Origin of the sequence: Streptomyces laurentii (assembly GCF_040635425.1) — a bacterium.
In the GTDB taxonomy this organism is placed as follows: Bacteria; Actinomycetota; Actinomycetes; order Streptomycetales; family Streptomycetaceae; genus Streptomyces; species Streptomyces laurentii.
Genome location: NZ_JBEYHT010000040.1, coordinates 43,635 through 61,232 on the forward strand (window position 1 = coordinate 43,635; position 17,598 = coordinate 61,232).

Here is a 17,598-nt window from a genome sequence, read left to right on the forward strand (position 1 = left end):
GACGACGGCGATGTCCGCGGCGGACAACGCGCAGCTGCTGGCGGCGGGGGCCGTCCTCCCGGCCGACGCCCGGGAAGCGGGCCCCTCGGCGGTCGCGCTCACCGCGCGGAGCTACCGCCACCCGGTGCTCGGCGAGGACCGCGTGGTGGTCCGGCTGGCCGCCTCCGAGCTCGGCCCCGCCGAGGACCTCGCCGCCGGCTTCCTCGGCCTCGAACCCGCGGCCGAACCGGCCGTGGTGGGTCTCGGCCGGCGCCAGGAACTGGGCTTCCCCGAGTGGGTGCTCGTGCACCACCCGGAGGACGGCCACCATGCGCTCGCGGTCGTCCCCGAACTGGACCGGCTGGCCCGGCAGGCGAAGACCAAGCCGAAGGCCGCCCTGGACGCCTGCACCGAACTGGCCGGCCGGCTCGCCTCGTCCGTCCCGCACTTCCTGCCCGTCTTCTACGAGCAGGCCGCGCGGATCTTCCTCTCGGTGGAGAACACCACGTACGCGGGCCAGCTGTTCGGCCGCGCCCGCACCAGCGAGGCACAGCACGGGCTGCCGGTCGACGAGGACCGTCTCGACTCCGTCTTCCTGGAGTTCGCCCTGGCCGGCGCGCTGCCGGTGAAGGTCCTGACCGGGTACGGCAAGGAGCTGGCGGCGCGGCTCGCGCCCGTCGAGGCGTACGAGCGCTTCCGGCGGCTGTGCGTGCGCCGTACCGCCGGCGGACTCGCCCCGTCCGCCCAGGCCGCCGCCGAACTGCGCCGGCTGGCGCGGGCCGCGGGCCTGTCCGGGAGCGAGGCCGAGCAGGACTACCTCGCCGAACTGCTGCCACTGCCGGCCACGCTGCGGGCGGCCGCCGGCTGGTGGAAGGCGCACCGTACGGCGCTGATCGCGCTGGCCCGCCGGGTCCCGGCCGTACGCGGCACCCTGCTGTCGCTGACTCCGCCCGAGGAGAACGGCGAGATGTGCGACCTGTGGCTGGGGATCCTCGCGGACTCCGGCGCGGACGCCGGGCTGACGGACGACGACGCTCCGGCGGAGACCCGGTGCGCGGACGGCGCCGCCGGCTGGCTGGAGCGGTTCCACACGGAGCGGCACCGCGGCTGGGGCAACCGGCCCACCCCGCCGGCCCTGCTGGAGCTGGTGACCCGGGCGGCCGGACGGCTGCGCGCCGACCTGGCGGACCGCCCCGACGGCGCGGGCGCCCTGCGGATCGGCGTCGACGACGTCAACCTGCTCGACCTCCTGCTCTCCCTGGACATACCGGTCGCCGACCCGGAGCCGGAGCCGGGATCGCGCCGCTCCCGGCGCGCGCTCGACCTGTCGGACTGGGAGCGTTCGGAGCAGCGCCGGGACCTGGCGGCGATCGCCGCCGACCCGCGCTTCCACCCGGCCTTCGAGTCCGGCGCGGACGACTACAGCGCCGGACCGCACAGCGTGGACGTCATGCGCGCCCTCGCCGCCTCGGCCGGCGGCCGGCCGCTGCTCACGGCCTGGATGCGCCGGATCGCCCGGACGTCGGTGTCCGCCGGACTGCCCGGACTGCCGAGCGCGCTCGCCCGCCTGTCGTGGCTGCCCACCGAGGCCCTCGCGCTCGCGACGGAGGAGGTCGCCGCCGCGGCCGGCGCCGATCTCGGCGCGATGCTCGCCCGTACCCTGCGCGGCGGCCTGTGGGAGGAACTGCGGTGGCCGGCCTGGGAGGAGGCCCTTGAGAAAATGACCTCGGGGAACTGCACCCGCAGCAGTCTGACCGTCGTCGAGGCCTGGCCCTGCCTGATCGTGGCGAACTGCACCCAGGTGCGGGTCCTCGACGCCGACTCCACCGTCCTCGTCCACGACCTGCGGGCCCGCCCGAGCAACCTCCGCCAGTACGGATTCCACTACGTCGACGGCGCGCTGCTCGTGTTCTGGAGCACGTACAACGGCGGCGAGGTCGAGGGCTACTGGCACACCGATCCCGACCGGGTGTTCACCCTGGCCGGCGGGATCGACCAGTGGCAGATGCGCTCCGAGCACCTCAGCCTCCCGCTGCCCGGCGGCGGCCGCACCACGGGCCACGGCGTCCTGTACGCCGGTGACACCCGGGTACCGCGGGAGACCCGGGTCCTGTCCGACGGCTCCTCCTACTGGGTGTGGGACGACAGCGAGCGCGGCACCGAGCCCGGCTGGGTCGAGTACGACCCGGCCGAGGGCACGCGCGGACGGCGTTCGCAGCCGGGCTTCCTCGCCGACGCGCTGCTCCCCCACGCCCCGGGTGCCCGGCTCTCCGCGAGCGGGTCCTGGATCCGGCCCGCGCCCGCCGTGGAAGGCTCCGTCCTGGGCACGCCCGCGGACGGTCTGCTCGGCTGGCGTGTCGTCCAGCTTCCCGGCAACGGCTGGCACGCCGGCGACACCGCCGGACGCGAGGTCACCCTGCCCGAGGGCGCCAACCCGCCGATCGCGGCCCTGACCTTCCCCGGCGACGAGCGTCCGCGCACGCTGACGCGGGAGTGGCGGACGCTGTCGCTCGGCGACCCGGAGGGCGTCGTCACCACGACCGCGCAGGCCGACTACAACGACATCTTCGCGACGGCGGCCTCGTCCCTGCCGCCGCTGCACTTCCTGTACGCGCTGCGCGCCCGCGACCCGCGGGGGTCGGCCGCGCTGCGCACCACCTCCGCCGACACCGCCCGGGACCTGCTGAAGGCCGCCGCCGCGGCGGAGCGGGTGGCGGACGTCCCCGACCTGGTCACGGCCGCGCTGCCGGACGTCACCACGCCCGGACTGATCGCCGGTGTGGTGAAGGTGCTCCACTTCGCCGTCCAGCAGCAGAAGGCGCTGGACGGCGTCGCCGCCCGGCTCGACGGGTCGGACGAACCCGCCGAGGCCCGTCCGCAGGGTCCGTCCGACCATCTGCTCGGCACGACCCTCAACGGCATCGTGGGCACCGAGTACTACCGCTGGGGTTCCGAATCGGACGTGGCCCACCGCTTCCTGGCGGACCTCGCCACGGCGCGCGCCGACACCACGGCCCCGGCCGTGCCCGGCCGGCTCCACTTCGACGTACCCTCGCTGCCATTCACCCGGCTGCCCTTCACCCCCCTGCTGGACCGGCCGGCCGCCGTCGCCTTCCGGGCGGTGGCGCCGGGCACCGAGGACGAGGGCCGGGCGGCCCTGCTCACCGTGCTCGGGCAGATCGACGCGCTCGGTCTCGCGTCGGCCGCCGGCTCGGCCGACCGCTGGCGCCGGGTCCGGCTCCACCTGGCGGAGGCGCACGTGGCCACCGCGGACGGCCAGGTCCGGAACCCCGCGCACCGCGGTGTGCTCCCGCTCGGCGCCGGCGCGGTGCTCGGCTTCACCGAGCCCCTCGACCAGGCCGGGAACCACGCGGCTCCCCACACCGCTGTCGACGGGCGGGAGTTCGGCGCGCTGCTGTACGACCCGAGCGGGCGTTTCGAGGTCCCCGGGCCCTACACGGAGCGCGGCAGCGCGACGGTCGGCGACCCCGCCCGGGGCGCCGACTGGCTGACCGCGTTCCTGAAGGAGGCCGGGGCGCGCGGACCGGCCCCGTTCGTCCCCGAGGCGGCCGAGGAGTTCTCCCGGCTCACCGGAGCCCCGAGTCTCGTGGCCCGGCTGGTCCTCGCCGGCATGCCGGGCATCGACAGCTGGGAGAACAACTTCCTGCCCACGGAGCTGCGCAAGAGCCTCGGCCTGAAGGTCACCGAGGCCAAGCTGGCCCGCGACGAACTGCGCACCCTGTCCTACGAGGTGCGGCAGGCGGTCGTCGCCGCGCTGCTGCCCGCGGACCCGGCGGCGCTGTGGACCGAGGGCCCCGACGCGGCGGCCGCGGCCGAGGTGTGGAACGCGCGCGTCGGCCGCCGGGTGCGCGTCCCCGACTGGCTGACCGCGGAGGCCACCCGCGCCGTCCGCGGCGGCTGGCCGACCCCGCGGGCGCTGTCCGCGCTGCTCGACCCGGCCGCCTCGCCGGAGCTGAGCACCGACGTGGCCTGGCGGATCGAGAACGACCGCCCGGAGCCCGTCGTACCGACCGAAACCCCCTTCACCGGCACGGTGCTGGTGAGCGCACTGAGTCTGATGGCCTGGCTGGCCCACCGGCTGCCGGCCGGCGACCCTGCGCGGGCCGCGCTGCCGGGTGCGCTGACCGCCGTACGGCAGCGGCTGGCGTCGCCGGACCTGCTGCTGTCCGTCGGCCGTTACACGAGCCTCGCGGACTTCCGCAAGGTCGCGGGCACCCCGACGGAGACGGCCCCGGACCACGAGCGGTACGGCGCGGTCCTCATGGCCACCGCCGACAACCAGCCCCTGCCGGCGCTGCGGCCCGCGCTCCTCGACTCCACCGGATCCGACCCGTATCTGGTGGCGCTGCGCGGCGCGGACCAGGAACCGACGGCGGTGGAGGTGGCGCTGCGGCGGGTCAACGAACCGGCGTTCGCGCGGCTCCTGGCCGATCCCGGTGCGCCCGCGGCCGGTGAGCCGGACGAGGACGGCGTGTGGTGGCCGCAGGACCCGTCGCGTTCGGTGCCCGGGCTGGTCGCCGAGGTGTCCGAGGCCCACGGGCTCGGCGCCGACGCCGCGACGCTGTATCTGATGCTGCTCGCCCTGCCCGATCCGACGGACCGCAACACGGCCCGGTGGACCGGCTGGAAGCCGGCCCGTCTCAAGGCGGCCCGTGCCGAACTCGACGCCACCGACCTGGTGGTGTCGGCGGTACGGGCCAGGGCCGGACGGTCGCTGTTCCTGCCCGGCGCCTGGGTCGAGCAGACGGCGCCCGTGCTGCCCGTCGAGCGGTGGAAGCTGGCGATGTACGGCGTGCTGGCGGGTGACCGGCCCGCGCTCGGCGCCCTGGTGCCCGTCGAACCGGCCGCCGAGCTGTACGCCCGGGCATGGCGGCGGATCGCCGACGGCGACCTTCCGCGCTTCGAGGAACTCAAGGTGAAGCGCACCCGCCGGCGCCGCTGAGCGGACCGGCCACGCCGGTCGCCGCACGATCGCGGCGGGTCCGACGCGCCCTGCCCGGGCACGCCGGACCCGCCGCCCCCGGCCGCTTCGGCGGCCCCCTCCATACCTCTCCGGATCCCGGATCGGCCCCTCGCGATCCGTCCCACCCGGTCCGTCCGACGGACCGGCCGACCCGCACAAGGAACCCCGCGCATGACCGTCACCGACACCGACACCGCGTCGTCCATACCCGCCCGGCAGGTCCGGCCGGCCGAGGAACGCCACGCCGCCGAACTCGCCTTCCTCGCCGCCCAGGACACGGGTCCGCGTCCGCCCGGCTGGGCGCTCACCCCGCGCGCCGTCGTCACCTTCGTGTGCGGCAGCGACGGCGTGGAACTCGCCCTGCCGAAGCGCCGCGCCGGCCTGCCCACGAAGCTCGCGATCACCCCGAAGTTCGTCGGCGAACGGGCGCTGGTGGAGCGGTGCGTGGTGACCCTGGCCGGCGAGCGCGGACTGCTCCTCACCGGCGAGCCCGGCACCGCCAAGTCGATGCTGTCGGAGCTGCTCGCCGCCGCCGTGTGCGGGACCAGCGCCCTGACCGTGCAGGGCACCGCCGGAACCACCGAGGACGCCTTCCGCTACGGCTGGAACTACGCCCTGCTGCTCGCCCAGGGCCCCACCCCCGAGGCCCTGGTCGACTCCCCCGTGCTGTCCGCGATGCGCACCGGCCGGGTGGTGCGGGTCGAGGAGATCACCCGCTGTCTGCCCGAGGTGCAGGACGCGCTGGTGTCCCTGCTGTCCGACCGCCGTGTCACCGTCCCCGAACTGACCGCCACCGAGGACGCCGTGGTCAGCGCCGTCCCCGGCTTCACCGTGATCGCCACCGCCAACCTGCGCGACCGGGGCGTCTCGGAGATGTCCGCCGCGCTCAAGCGCCGCTTCAACTTCGAGACCGTGCACCCGATCGCCGACGCCGACGCCGAGGCGGTCCTGATCCGCCGCCAGGCCGTCGCCGCCGTCCAGCGGGCGGGCGCCGACTTCGGCGTCGACGACGCCGTCCTGGACGCCCTCGTCACCGTCTTCCGCGACCTGCGCTCCGGCCGCTCCACCGAGGGCTGGGACGTGGAACGGCCCGGCACCGTCATGTCCACCGCCGAGGCGGTGCAGGTCGCCGCCTCCATGGGCCTGGCCGCCGCGTACCTGCCCGGCGGGGACGTCCTCGACCTGCTGCCCGGTCACCTCCTGGGCGTCGTCCGCAAGGACGACCCGGCCGACCACGCCCGGCTGCTCGGCTACTGGGACGGGCCGGTCCGCCGCCGCGCCGAGAACGGCTCGGCCATGTGGCGCCGCCTCTGGGACCTGCGCGGGAGCCTGCGGTGACCACGACCACCGTCGATCCCGCCGATCCCCTCGGCCGCCTCGGCCCCCGGGACGCCGTGGACGCGCTCGCCGCGTCCCGCGCCCCGTATCTGCTCGGCGTACGCCACCACAGCCCGGCGCTCGCCGCGATGGTGCCCGCGCTCCTCGACGCGGCGGACGCCGAGACGGTCTGCGTCGAGCTGCCCGCCGACTTCCAGCCGTGGCTGGAGCACCTCGCCGACCCCGAGACCACGGCTCCGGTCGCGCTGGCCGGATCGGGCCAGGAGGGGCGGCTGTCGTTCTATCCGTTCGCCGACTTCTCTCCGGAGCTGGCGGCGATCCGCTGGGCCCGGGCCCGCGGCGCCGAGGTCGTCGCCTGCGACCTGCCGCTCTCCGACCCGGGCTGGTCCCCGCGTCCGGACGGCCCGGGCGCTCCGGACCGTCCGGACCACGGGGATGACGCGGACGGTACGGAGCGCCCGGAACCGGACGGGCCCGGGCGCCGTACCTTCGCCGCCGCGCTCGCCGCGGCGGGCACCGGCCGCGACGGCGACGACATGTGGGACCGCGCCGTGGAGGTGCTGGCGCCCGGCAGTTCACCCGAGGCGGTGCGCCGGGCGGCTCTCGGCGTGGGCTGGGCGCTGCGTTCGGACGGTACGGTGCCCGCGACCGACCTCGCGCGCGAGGCCCGGATGCGCCGGGTCATCGCGGAGGCCGCGGCGGGCGGGCGCCGGGTGGCCGCCGTGATCGGCGCGTTCCATGCCCCGGCCCTCGTCATGGACGAGACCGGTGCCACCGAGCCCGTGGCGGAAGGTGCGGCGGCGGGCGGCGAGGTGTCCGTCACCTCCTTCGTGCCGTACTCCTTCGATCTGCTCGACTCCCGCTCCGGCTATCCGGCCGGCATCCGCGATCCGCGCTGGCAGCAGGCCGTGTTCGAGGCGGGCGGCGACCCGGACCGGCTCCGTGAGGCGGCCTCCGCCGCGCTGACGGGTCTGTGCCGCGAGCTGCGCCGGGCGGGCCACACGGCCGGCACCGGCGAGGCGGCCGAGACCCTGCGCCTGGCCTGCGACCTGGCCGCGCTGCGCGGACTGCCCGCGCCCGGCCGGGGCGAACTCCTCGAAGCCGTCACCACCGTCCTCGGCCAGGGCGAGCCCCTGGGCCGGGGCCGGGCGCTGGCGCGCGCCCTGGAGGCCGTGTTCGTCGGCACCGCCCGCGGCCGGATCACCCCGCACGCCCCGCGGTCGGGCCTCGGCCCCTCCGTCGAGGAGGAGCTGACCCGGCTGCGGCTGCCCCGCCCGGAGGAACCCGAGCCCCGGGAGGTGCGGCTCGACCCGCTGCGGTCGCCGCTGGACGGCCGGCGCGAGGTGCTGCTCCAGCGGTTGCTGGTGATCGGTGCCTCGTACGGCGAGCCGGTCGCCGTCGCGGCCACCGGAGACGGCACGGCGCTCGGCAGCAAGTGGCGACTGACCTGGACGCCTTCGGTTCCCGCCCGCCTCGATCTCGCGGGGGTCCGCGGGGTCACCGCCGCTCAGGCCGCCGCCGGCACCCTGAGCGAGACCGCGCGCCGCGAGGCCGCCGCGGGCGGCCCGACCCCGGCGCAGATCCTCACCGGACTGACCGCCGCCGCGCGCTGCGACCTGCCCGAACTGGTCGACGTCCGGCTGCGCGAGGCCGCGGCCGTGCTGCCCGGCACCGCCGATCTGCCCGAACTCCTCGCCGCGCTCGATCTGTTGGAGGGCCTGCGGCGCGGCCACTACCCGGGCACCTCGGAGGACGCCCGTACCACCGCGGGCGAGCTGTCCGGCGACCTGATGGAGGCCGCGGTCCGCGCGCTGCCCGGACTCGCGGGAAGCGACTCCCCCGCGGACGCCGCTGCCCTGGTGGCCCTGGCGGACCGGGCGGCCGCCCACCGGTCGGGGCTCCGGATGGACCATGTCCTCGCCTCCCTCGCCGCCGACGGCTCCCCGCTCGTCCAGGGCGCCGCCCGGGCGGTCCGGGTGATGCTCGACCTCGATCCGGCCGACGGGCTCGGCGAGCGCGCGGCGGGGTGGATCGACGGGGCCACCGGCCCCGACACCCGGCGCGCCCTGATGAAGCGGCTCACCGGACTGCTCACGGCGGCCGGACCGCTGCTCCAGTCGTCGCCGGCCGCGCTCACCCCGCTGCTCGACCGGGTCGACACGCTCGCCGACCAGGAGTTCCTCGACCGGCTGCCGGCGCTGCGCGGCGGCTTCGACGTCCTCACCCCGGCCGCCCGCGACCGCATGCTGACCACGGTGACCGAACGGCTCGGCGACCGGCTCGACCTGTCCCTCGACGCCCCGCCGGAGCTGCTCGCCCTGTGGGCCGCGGCCGACGCGGCCGGCCTGGCCGCGCTGAAGGGCCTGGCCCTCGACGGGAGCGGGGTGGCCGGGACCACCACGCCGGCAGCGGAGGAGCGTACGACGGACGACCGTACGGGGGATCGTCCCGCTTCCTCCGCCGGACCCGCGTCGTCGGAGCGCCTGCTCGGCACCGCCGACCGCTGGCGTCTGCTCCTCGGCCGCCAGAAGGAGCGGCTGAGCGGCGACGCCCGCCGGTACGCCCATGCCCTGGACGAGTTGTACGGGCACGGCCGCGGCGAGGGCGCCGAGGACCTCGGCGGCGGGACCGGCGGCGGCCAGGACGCCTCGTTCCCCACGGCCCGTGAATGGTCCGAGGAGCTGGAGGCCTTGTTCGGGGCCGACGTCCGCGAGGAGGTCCTCGCCGGGGCCGCCGACGCCGGGCGCTCCGACGTCCTCACCGAGCTGGACCCGGCGTCCGTCCGCCCGTCGGTGGAGTTGCTGAGCGCGGTGCTCTCCCTGGCCGGCGGTCTGCCGGAGGCCCGGATCGCCCGGCTGCGGCCGCTGGTGAAGCGACTCGTCGACGAACTCGCCCGCGAACTCGCCACCCGGGTCCGCCCGGCGCTGTCCGGGCTGTCCACCCCGCGCCCCACCCGCCGGCCCGGCGGCCGCCTCGACCTCGCCCGTACCCTGCGCGCGAATCTGGCGCACACCCGCCGCCTGGACGACGGCCGGGTGGTCGTCGTGCCGGAACGTCCGGTGTTCGGCACCCGGTCGGCCAAGGAGGCGGACTGGCGGCTCATCCTCGTGGTCGACGTCTCCGGCTCGATGGAGGCCTCGGTGATCTGGTCGGCGCTGACCGCCGCGGTACTGGGCGGCGTACCGACCCTGTCCACGCACTTCCTGGCCTTCTCCACGCAGGTGGCGGATCTGACCGACCGGGTCGAGGATCCGCTGTCCCTGCTGCTCGAAGTCCGCGTCGGCGGCGGGACGCACATCGCGGCGGGCCTCGCGCACGCCCGTTCGCTGATCACCGTGCCGAGCCGCACCCTCGTCGTCGTGGTCAGCGACTTCGAGGAGGGTGCGCCGATCGCCGGGCTCCTCGGCGAGGTCCGCGCGCTCGCCTCGTCCGGCGCACACCTGCTCGGCTGCGCGGCCCTCGACGACGCCGGGACGCCCCGCTACTCCGTTCCGGTGGCGCGCCAACTCGTCGCCGCCGGCATGCCGGTGGCCGCCCTCAGTCCGCTCGCCCTCGCCCGCTGGGTCGGCGACCGCCTCCGTGGAGAACCCCGTTGAGCACCGAACTCCTGCCGCCCGTCGCCCCCGAGGTCCTCGCCGAGGCCGTGGAGCAGCTGACCGCGCGGCTCCGCAAGAAGCTCGACGCGGCGATCGCGGACTGCGCCGGGCGGGTCACGGCCGCCGACGAGGGCGGGGCGGTCGAGATCCGCTTCGGCGAGGACACCGTCGTCACGCTGCGGCCCGGCCCGTCGGGCGCGGTCTCGACCACCGAACAGGCGGTGTGCACCTGCCTGTTGGCACCGCGCTGCCTGCATCGCGCGGCGGCGCTGGGCGCGGCCCCGATCGCGGACGCGGACGTCTTGTCCGCCGGCGGTACGGACGAGGAGGCGGCCGCCCCGCCGCCCGCGTCCACCGGTGCGGCCGAACCGGCGCCGTCGGCTGTGTCCGAGGACGAGCCCGTACCCGTCACCGAGGAGCCCGCGCTCACCCCCGCCCAGGTGCGGGCCGCCAGCGCTCTGTGGGACGCCGCCGCCGAGGCGCTGTCCGCCGGGGTCGCGGCCGGCGGGGCGGTCGTCCAGGCCGAACTCCTGCGCGCCGCCCACAGCGCGCGCCTCGCCGGGCTGCCCCGGGCAGAGGCCGCCGCCCTGCGGGTCGTACGGGGGCTGCGCGCGGCGCGGGACCGCGGCCAGGGGCAGCGGCTCGGCGACCTCACGGACGCCTTCCGCGAACTGCTCGCCGGCGCCGTCGCCCTCGCCTCGGGCACGGCCGGGCCCGGCGCGGCGGGGGGCGCGCGCCGGGCGTACGAGCAGGGCGGCAGCCTGCGCGTCCACGGCCTGTGCCGGGAACCGGTGCTGTCCGCCACCGGCTACGGGGGCGTGACGACGCATCTGCTCGGCGCCGACGGGACCGCCTACACCCTGTCCGACGTACGGCCCGGGGGCCTGGGCCGGGCCAAGGGCGCGGGCTCCGCGTCGGTGGCCCTCGGCGGTGCCGTCCTCGACCACGCCGGGCTGGCCCGCGGGGGTCTGCTGATCGCGGGCGCGACCGTCTCCGCCGACGGGCGGCTCGGCGCGGGCAAGGGCGTGCGCGCCACGCCGCTGCGAGGCGTGGACTGGTCGGAGGAGCCCGCGGCGGCGCTGTTCGCCCGGCCGGTGCACGAGGCGATGGCCGCCGCGCTCGCCGCGGGCGCGGAGAACGGGACGGGAGCGGACGCGGCCGGAGCGGGGCTGCTGGGCTGTGACGTGGAGGTGCTCGGCGCGGCCGGGGACCATCTGCTCGTCCGGGTCCTCGACGGCGAAACCCTGGTGCGGCTGCGTCCGGCCCACCCCCACCCCGAGTTGCCGCACGCCGGCAACCTGCGGCTGATCGCCACGTTCCCGGGTCTGGTCCTGCGGGTCCTGGGCCGGCCCGACCTGGACCGGGCGGCGTCGCTCCGTCCGCTGGCGGTGGGTCCGGTGCCGGGTGCCTCGTACACGCTGCGGCTGCCCGAGGAGTGGCGGGGCCGGGCGGATCTGGGCTACGACCGGCTCCAGGGCAGTCACTTCCCGCGTGAGGCACCGGCATCGACCTCGGCACCGGCACCGGACGGCAGGGCCTCCGGGCCGGTCACGACCGGGCCGGACCCGCTGGCCGACGCGCCGCTGTGGCGGGTGCGCCGGCTTCTGGAGACCGGTGTCGCGGGCGGCCGACGGGCCGTGGCCGAGGCGGCGCGCGGAACGGAGACGGCGGGCTTCACCGTCCCGCTGCGCCGGGCCGGGCTCGTCGGGGCGGCTCGACTGGCCCAGGCGCTGACGGCCGAGGCGGACCGCCGTCCCCGCGATTCCTTCGGCCGTCTGATCGACCCGTCGGCCGACGGCTACGCCCGCGCCTGGCTCGCCTCGGCCGTCCATCTGGCGGTCGCCGAGCGCTCGTTGGTGGCCGCGTCCTGGTCCTGAGCGGTCGTCCCGCCCTCACCCCGGCTCCGGGTCGCGCCGGCGCCGGTGCGGAAGGGAATGCGCGCAGCCTGCGTCGCAGCCGTGGGACGCGCGGGTCAGTGCGCGCTCTTCTCGTGTCGTGTACGCACTCTGCCCCGGGGCGCGGGGACGGTCCGTGAGGGGACGTCGCCTCGGCATGCGTCGAGGCGACCGGCTCGCCGCCACGGAGCCGGGAAAGATCGTCGACTGCCTGGGGATCACTTGGGGCAGTGATGGTGATATGCACCCGTTGGTACCGATGCCGCTCTCGGCGTGGCCGACGGGGCTGGAAAGGTGGCCCTTGATGGGTGATCGGCGTACCCGCGCCCTGGTGTCCTCCGCGGCCTTCGCCGTCCGTCTCGCCTGGCTGGCCGACCGGCGGGCCCTGGTCCACGTGCTCGTGGTGCAGGTCCTGTCGGCGGCGGGAATGACCGCGGCGCTGGTGGTGACGCAGAAGGTGTTCGGTTCGGTCCTCGCGGAGGGCCCGGCGGCCGCCGGACGGTCGCCGGCCCTGGTGCCGGGGGTGATCGGGGTGCTGGTGGCGGGTGCCCTGTTCGGCGCGCTGCGGCTGTCCGGGACGGCGCGGATGGCGGTGCTGACGGTAAAGGTGGACCGTCTGGTGGCGGGCATGGTCCTGGAGGCCGCGGTGGCGGCCGAGTTGCGGCGGTTCGAGGAGCCGGACTTCCACGACCGGCTGCAGCGGGCGGTCTTCGCCTCGCGCCGACAACCCGCCCAGGCCGTCGTCCTCCTCGTCACCGCCTTCCAGGCGGCCCTGACCGTGCTCGCGGTGGGCGGCGCGTTCGCCGTCATGGCGTGGTGGCTGCTGCCGCTCGTCCTGCTGAGCGCCGTACCCGCGGTCAAGGCGGCGGGCAGGCAGCGCGGCGCGTACCACGATCTGCATCACGACCTGTCGGAGAACCGGCGACTGCGGGAGTACCTCGAACGGCTGCTCACCGGCCGGGACGAGGCCCGGGAGATCCGCGCCCTGGACCTCGGGCACGTCCTGACCGGACGGTGGCAGGACCAGTACGCGCGGGAAGTCGAGTCGACCGAGCGGCTGTTGAGGTCCCACGCCCGGCGGCGGATGGCCGCCCAGGCCGTCGGAGGGGCGCTCACCTGCCTGGCGGTGGGCGTGCTGTGGTGGCTGGCCGACAGCCACCTGCTGCCGCTGTCCGTGGCCGGGGCGGCGGTCGCGGGGGTGTGGCTGCTCTCCGTACGGATCAACACGTTCGCCGGCATGCTCAGCGGCATCGGCGAGAACCTGCTCCGCCTCACCGACCTGAGGGCCTTCACCGCCCCGGACGAGGGCGCGATCCCGCTCCCTCTGATGCCTCGTCAAAAGACCGTGGACGAGGTCCCCTTCGGCGAGTTCCGTGCCGAGAAGCTGTGCTTCACCTATCCCGGCACGGACACCCCGGCGGTGCGGGACGTGAGCCTGGACCTGCGGCCGGGGCAGGTCGTGGCCCTGGTGGGAGTGAACGGCTCGGGCAAGACGACACTCGCCCGGCTGCTGGCCGGGCTCTATCCACCGGACAGCGGCTGCCTGCTGCTCGACGGCGAGCCGGTCACGGACCTCGGAGCCCATCGGGAGCGGACCGCGGTCGTCTTCCAGGACTTCACCCGCTACAAGCTGCCGGCCGTGGACAACATCGCCTTCGGGCGACCCCGTACCGCCGCCGACCCCGCTCGGGTGCGGGAAGCGGCCCGGCAGGCCGGGGCGCTGGAGTTCCTGGCGGAGCTCCCGGACGCGCTGGACACCCCGCTGGGCAAGGAGTTCACCGGGGGCGCGGACCTCTCCGGCGGCCAGTGGCAGCGCCTGGCGCTGGCCCGCGCCTTCTACCGGGACGCCCCTCTCGTCATCCTGGACGAGCCCACCGCGGCTCTCGACGCCCACGCCGAGGACCGGCTCTTCACGCAGCTGCGCCGGCTGTTCGCGGGCCGTACGGTGGTCCTGATCTCCCACCGGCTGCGCAGCGTCCGCAACGCCGACCGCATCTACGTCCTGCGGGGCGGCCGGGTCGTCGAGCAGGGCGATCACGTGTCACTGCTGCGTACGGGCGGCCACTACGCCGACCTCTTCCGTACGCAGGCCGACGCCTACCAGACCGCGGGCACCACGTGACCCGCCGACCACGCCCGTCACCCTTCCCCGGACACGCCTCGCACACCCATCCAAGGCGCCACTCCTGTGGGTTAAGCCCCTCTAGACGCGACGGACAAGACGCCACCATGCTGGATTTATGGTCACTTACACGGAAGAGACACTGTCTCTCACGCCAGACACGGAAATGATCGCCGAAATCGAAGAGATCTTCACCGACACCTTCCTCGCCCCCATGGCGTGCCGGGTGCAGGGTGAAGGCTGCACGGGGGCCATCGGGTGCTGCCCGGGCCTCGTCTGTGTGTCCACCAACGGCTACAGCGGCTTCTGCCAGCAGCCGTAGGTGATGCTGTCGCCAGGGGTGGTCGTGGCCGAACTGGGCAGCAGCGCGGTCCTGCTGAACACCGGCAGTCCCGCAGCCGCCTATGTCAGCCCGACCGCCCTTGGTTGGCTTCAGGGCCAACCACCCGCCCCCGAACACCACGACCAGCACGCGCACTGCCTCACGCAGTGGCGCTCCGCCGGACTCGTCTCCTCGGGCCACGCGTCCACCGCGCCCACCGGTCCCTCCGGATCCGGCGCGCTGGAGGCACAGGCCGCCGGCCTCACGACGCTGCCCGGGCACCCCGTGCTCGTGGTGGCGATGTCGGACGCCTGCGGCTTCTGCGGCCAGCTCACCGCCGACCTCGCGGCGAACGCCTCCTGCCTGGCCCGCCTCAACGCCTCCGTGCTGCTCGTGGACCCCACCGGCACCCGGCTGCTGGGCCGCTCCCTCTATACGCCCGCCTACCCCGGCCTGACCCGGCTCGGCCAGGACGCGGCGCGGCAGGGCACGCCCACCGCCGTTCTCCTGTCCCCCGGCCGGCCCCCCGAGGTGCGCACCGGGTTCGCGGAGGTCAGCCACGCCCTGATCGCCCTCAGCGGCGCGGACCCGCACGCCACGGTCGTGGAGGCGCCCACCAGTTGTTCGGTGAACGTCGCCGCCGCGCCCGTCGACGCGGTCCTCACCGCCAGGGTGGGCGGCACCCGGCTGGGCATCGCGGTCCGCGGCCCGGAGGCGCGGCGGATCGCCGAGGAAGCCACCGGCGCCGTCCCCGAGGACGGCTACACGCCCGTCACCCTCACCCTGGAGCGCCCCGAGACCCTCCACCTCCTCTTCCGCGGCGGCGAGCTCCTCGCCCGGGCCCGCACACCCGAGGCCCTGCGTCAGGTCCTCGACTCCGTGCTCGCCGGTTACGCGCGCTACGCCACCGCGGAGCGGGGCGAGATCCCCCTGCTGTGCGGGGCCGCCGTACGCGAGGGCGGGGACGCCGTGCTCTTCCCCCGCGGCTGGATGTCCGACCTCGTCAAGCACGCCCGGCAACTGGACCGGGCCGGCTGGCGGCTGCGGCCGGAGCCGTACACCCTGCTGCGGACCGCCCCCGACACCGCCACGCTTCATCTGCCCGGCCCGGACGGGACGGGGCGGCCCGGTCCGGCGGTCACCGCCGTCCTCACCCAGGCGCCCGAGACGGGTCCCGCGCCCACCCGTCCCCGGCTGCTGGCCTCCATCGTCAACTGGATCGCCCGCCCCGCCACCACCGACGCCGTCCACACCCTGGCGGCCGCCCTGCGCCCGGTACCCGTCCTCGCGGGCACCTGGCAGGAAGCAATCACGCACCTGAAGCGAAGCGATCAGGCCGACGCGTGAGGGGGCAGGCGGGCTGAGCCCGGGAGGCGGCGGCGCGGCGTACGGGCTTCACGAGCCGGCGCGTCCGGACACCCTACGTTCCGGCACGGACGGGTGGTGCGGATCACGGACAGGCCACGGGCCGCGCGTGTACGGTGCGGCGGGGTCTTGATGTCCGGCCCCGTGACCGGTGACGAGCAGGGCGGACCATGCGGCAGAGCGCGTACGCGCAGGTGATGCGGGCCGGCTCCTGCCTGCTGATGGCCTGGCAGGTCTGGATGGTGTGGTATATCGCCAGTCACGAAGCCGACGCCGTGGAATGGAGCTGTTCCGCGGACGACGGCTGCGCCAGCGACCAACTGGCGGCCGGGGCCCCGGTCCTCGGCATCGCCTCGGCCCTCGCCCTCGGTCTGCTCTCCACCCGCTTCCTGCACCGGGCCACGCCCGGTGTGATGGTCGCGCTCAGCGCGTTCGCGACCGTCGCCGGCTGGCGCGACGCGCTGGCGGAGGGACAGGTCACCGGTGACACCGTCACCTCCTTCCATCTGTTCTTCCCGCTCGGCGAGTTCACCGTCGCCGCGTGGCTGGCCTTCCTCTGGTCCGTCGCGGGCGCGGGCTGTGTCGCCGCCGGATGGGGAGCGATCGTGAGCCTGCGCCGGACCGCGGGACTGCGTCGTCTCTCCCGCCGTACCTCCACCGCCGACGCGGTCCTGGAAGGGTGGCGTTCGGTGGGCCGCGGGCGCGGCGAGGTGCTGGTGGTCTTCGACGACGCGGCCGGCGTACGCCACCGGGTTCCGGCCGTGGTGCACCGGGCGGCCCTGCGGCGGGACGTCCGCGCGGTGTTCGACACCGACCGCCCCGGTGACCAGGCCCGTATCCGGGTCGCCCTCCGCCGCCGGAAGGTGCTGAGTTTCACGTGAACCGGACTCTGTCGTCGCTGCGGGCGTTCTTCACCGTGCCCGGTCTGGCGGGCGCCGTCGCCGCGGGGCTCGCGTTCTTCGCGGTCGTCCAAGGCGCCGTCAGCGGCCCGCGCTGGCTCCTGCTGACCGGCCTTCCCGCGTCGGCCCTGGCCCTGGCGGTGTTCGGCAAGCTGGGCGAGCCCTCGCGGTCGTACGCCGTCCGCGGGCCGCGCGGCGGCGGACCACGGGCGTTCGCTCCCGCGGTGGTCCACGGAGTGCGGGCCGTGCACAAGGAGACCGGGCGGCCGGTCGCCGACGGCAGTGCGCTCGCGACCGTCTTCGAGTTCGACCTGACCGTGGTGCCGGAGGACGGGCTCCCCCCGTACCGGGTCCTGGTCCGTCATCCCCTCGACGTCCAGGGGTTGCTGCACCGCTCCTCGGGTGTCGTGGAGTACGACCCCCGGCAGCCTTGGCGGGTCGCCGTTCCGGCCGACCCGCCGCGCGAGTGGCCGGCCCGGGCGATCGGCGTCACCGCGCCCGTCGAGGTGACGACGTACACGAGCGGCCCGCCGGCCGGCCTGCGGACGTTCGTCGCGAGCCTCGTGTGCGCGGCGATGCTGCTGGTGCTGGTCCGGCTGGTGGGCTGAGCATCCCCCCTCAGTCCAGGCAGAACTCGTTGCCCTCGATGTCCTGCATGACCTGGCACGACTCGTTGACGCCATCGGCCTTCAGGAGGGTTCCGCGCACCGCGCCGAGCGCCTCAAGGCGTACGCACTCCGCCTCGAGTACGGCGAGACGCTCCTCGCCCACAAGCCCGGTGCCGACCCGCACATCGAGGTGCACGCGGTTCTTGACGACTTTTCCTTCGGGGACCTTCATGAACAGCACGCGCGGCCCCTCGCCCGAGGGATCGGTGCAGGCGAAGGCGGTGGGCCGCTCGTCGGGCGGCAGCGAGCGGGTGTACGCGTCCCAGTCGGCGAATCCCTCCGGCGGCGGCTTCACGACGTACCCCAGCGCCTCGCACCAGAAATGGGCGAGCCGCACGGGTTCGGCGCAGTCGAAGGTGACCTGGAACTTCTTGATCGGCGTCGTCACGGCGCGTGAGTCTGCCACTCGGCCACCCGGGGGTTCAACCGC

Annotated in this window: 10 protein-coding genes; 9 read left to right on the top strand and 1 reads right to left on the bottom strand. The window is 75.7% G+C overall.

Features of this window, described 5'->3' with window-relative positions:
• Positions 1 to 10: 10 nt before the first annotated feature.
• The 9 genes from ABZ693_RS23320 to ABZ693_RS23360 all read left to right on the top strand — a co-directional run bounded on the left by ABZ693_RS23320 (position 11) and on the right by ABZ693_RS23360 (position 17,108).
• Positions 11 to 4,942 (top strand): DNA-binding protein, encoded by a 4,932-nt coding sequence (locus ABZ693_RS23320; protein ID WP_359880497.1) that lies wholly within the window; start codon positions 11 to 13, stop codon positions 4,940 to 4,942.
• A gap of 192 nt (positions 4,943 to 5,134) precedes the next feature.
• Positions 5,135 to 6,301, top strand: coding sequence for an ATP-binding protein (locus ABZ693_RS23325; RefSeq protein WP_359880450.1), 1,167 nt, complete (start codon positions 5,135 to 5,137; stop codon positions 6,299 to 6,301).
• The gene (locus ABZ693_RS23330; protein WP_359880453.1) at positions 6,298 to 9,897 is read left to right on the top strand and encodes a vWA domain-containing protein; all 3,600 of its coding nucleotides are present in this window, start codon (positions 6,298 to 6,300) and stop codon (positions 9,895 to 9,897) included. The genes ABZ693_RS23325 and ABZ693_RS23330 overlap by 4 nt, the downstream gene beginning before the upstream one ends.
• Complete coding sequence (locus tag ABZ693_RS23335) at positions 9,894 to 11,774, top strand: hypothetical protein (protein WP_359880455.1); 1,881 nt, start codon at positions 9,894 to 9,896, stop codon at positions 11,772 to 11,774. The genes ABZ693_RS23330 and ABZ693_RS23335 overlap by 4 nt, the downstream gene beginning before the upstream one ends.
• Before the next feature lie 322 nt (positions 11,775 to 12,096).
• A complete protein-coding gene (locus tag ABZ693_RS23340) occupies positions 12,097 to 13,914 on the top strand; it encodes an ABC transporter ATP-binding protein (RefSeq protein ID WP_359880458.1) in 1,818 nt (605 codons plus the stop codon).
• A gap of 166 nt (positions 13,915 to 14,080) precedes the next feature.
• Positions 14,081 to 14,236, top strand: coding sequence for a huwentoxin-IV family protein (locus tag ABZ693_RS23345; RefSeq protein ID WP_359880461.1), 156 nt, complete (start codon positions 14,081 to 14,083; stop codon positions 14,234 to 14,236).
• A 3-nt stretch (positions 14,237 to 14,239) separates the two neighbouring features.
• Positions 14,240 to 15,583, top strand: coding sequence for a hypothetical protein (locus ABZ693_RS23350; RefSeq protein WP_359880464.1), 1,344 nt, complete (start codon positions 14,240 to 14,242; stop codon positions 15,581 to 15,583).
• Between the two features lie 188 nt (positions 15,584 to 15,771).
• Complete coding sequence (locus ABZ693_RS23355; protein ID WP_359880467.1) at positions 15,772 to 16,482, top strand: hypothetical protein; 711 nt, start codon at positions 15,772 to 15,774, stop codon at positions 16,480 to 16,482.
• Positions 16,479 to 17,108, top strand: a complete 630-nt coding sequence (locus ABZ693_RS23360; protein ID WP_359880470.1) for a hypothetical protein — start codon at positions 16,479 to 16,481, stop codon at positions 17,106 to 17,108. The genes ABZ693_RS23355 and ABZ693_RS23360 overlap by 4 nt, the downstream gene beginning before the upstream one ends.
• A gap of 10 nt (positions 17,109 to 17,118) precedes the next feature.
• Here the strand turns inward: ABZ693_RS23360 and ABZ693_RS23365 are convergent, their stop codons facing one another.
• Entirely contained in the window at positions 17,119 to 17,556 is a 438-nt protein-coding gene (locus ABZ693_RS23365) for a VOC family protein (protein WP_359880473.1), read from the bottom strand.
• Between the last annotated feature and the right edge of the window lie 42 nt (positions 17,557 to 17,598).